Genomic DNA, 598 nt, shown 5'->3' with positions numbered 1-598 from the left:
GGCCCAGTGTGCGGACCTACCCGGAGACCCTGCCGCCGATCGAATATGGCGAGAACGACGTCGTGCAGCGCGTGCGATGGAACGGGGAGCTACGCTTCAGAACGCGGCGCTTCAAGGTGTCGAATGCGCTGCAGAACCTGCCCGTGGCCATCCGTGAGCGAGCGGGTCAGGAGAACTGCTACGACCTGTTCTTTGCGCATCATCACCTTGGAACCATCAACCTGGACTGCCCCAAATGAGCGGATCATGTGTTACCCATGTCCCCGCACACCTGTTACCCATGTCTGCGGTCCATACAGAGGATGAAACAACATCACTTCGCGGGACGGCCCGCCAGGCGAACTCGTGCGGATCACCGCCGATGTCGCCTTCCATCGCGATGTCCTGCGCGTCGCCGTGCCCGGTCCGGTCCGGCGACGGCTTGTGCTGTCCGGGGCAGGCCGCGGCAACGCTGCGCGACGCCCAGCTTGCGCTCGATTTCCTGGGCGGCATGGACGAAGCTAGCATGCTAGAGTGGGGGCGTGTCCGCTACCGGGGAGCGTAATTTGGTTCAGTCCGTTCAGCAGCGGATGCCCGCTGCCACCGATATTTGCCGCCT

The 598-nt window shown here is 63.5% G+C and carries 1 pseudogene; it reads left to right on the top strand.

What is annotated here, in order from left to right:
* A pseudogene (locus GCT19_RS42520) lies at positions 1 to 239 on the top strand (IS481 family transposase); the annotation flags it as partial.
* Positions 240 to 598 lie beyond the last annotated feature (359 nt).

It is taken from the genome of Paraburkholderia atlantica, assembly GCF_009362785.1.
Lineage (GTDB): Bacteria > Pseudomonadota > Gammaproteobacteria > Burkholderiales > Burkholderiaceae > Paraburkholderia > Paraburkholderia atlantica.
Note: the sequence above shows the minus strand (reverse complement) of the source record. Positions and strands in the feature narration are given on the sequence as shown.